Below are 775 nucleotides of genomic sequence, written 5' to 3' on the forward strand. Positions count from 1 at the left end.
GGCGGCCGCGCACGACGTCAAGCGGGTGCACCTCGAGCTCGGCGGCAAGGCCCCGGTCGTGGTCTTCGACGACGCCGACCTCGAGGCCGCCGCCGAGGCGATCGCCGTGGCCGGCTACTTCAACGCCGGCCAGGACTGCACCGCCGCCACCCGCGTGCTGGCCGGACCCGGCATCCACGACGACTTCGTCGCCGCCCTCACCGCCCAGGCCGAGAACACCTCCACCACCTACGCCCACGGCGCCGGCGACGCCGACGCCCTCGTCCCCCCGGTCAACAACGCCACCCAGCTCGCCCACGTCACCGGCTTCCTCGACCGCACCCCCGACCACGCCCGGATCACCACCGGCGGACACCGCCAGGGCGACCGCGGCTTCTTCCTCGAACCCACCGTCGTCGCCGGCCTGCACCAGGACGACGAGATGGTCCAGCGCGAGATCTTCGGCCCGGTCATCACCGTCCAACGCTTTCCCGACGAGGACCAGGCCCTGGCCTGGGCCAACGGCGTCCAGTACGGCCTGGCCTCCAGCGTCTGGACCCGCGACTTCGGCCGCGCCATGCGGATGAGCAAGAAACTCGACTTCGGCTGCGTCTGGATCAACACCCACATCCCGCTGGTCGCCGAGATGCCCCACGGCGGCTTCAAGCACTCCGGCTACGGCAAGGACCTGTCGCTGTACGGATTCGAGGACTACACCCGCATCAAGCACGTCATGGCCAACATCGACTCCTGACCGCAGGCGGCCCCGAGGGGCAGAAATGGCCATTTCTGCCCC

Annotated in this window: 1 protein-coding gene; it reads left to right on the forward strand. The window is 70.3% G+C overall.

All coding sequences use genetic code 11. The features are described 5' to 3' along the window. A partial coding sequence (locus tag MY526_RS26950) for an aldehyde dehydrogenase family protein (RefSeq protein WP_436705493.1) occupies positions 1-733 on the forward strand: 733 nt, incomplete at its 5' end. Between the last annotated feature and the right edge of the window lie 42 nt (positions 734-775).

Origin of the sequence: Geodermatophilus sp. CPCC 205761, from assembly GCF_051383655.1 — a bacterium.
Taxonomy (GTDB): Bacteria; Actinomycetota; Actinomycetes; order Mycobacteriales; family Geodermatophilaceae; genus Geodermatophilus.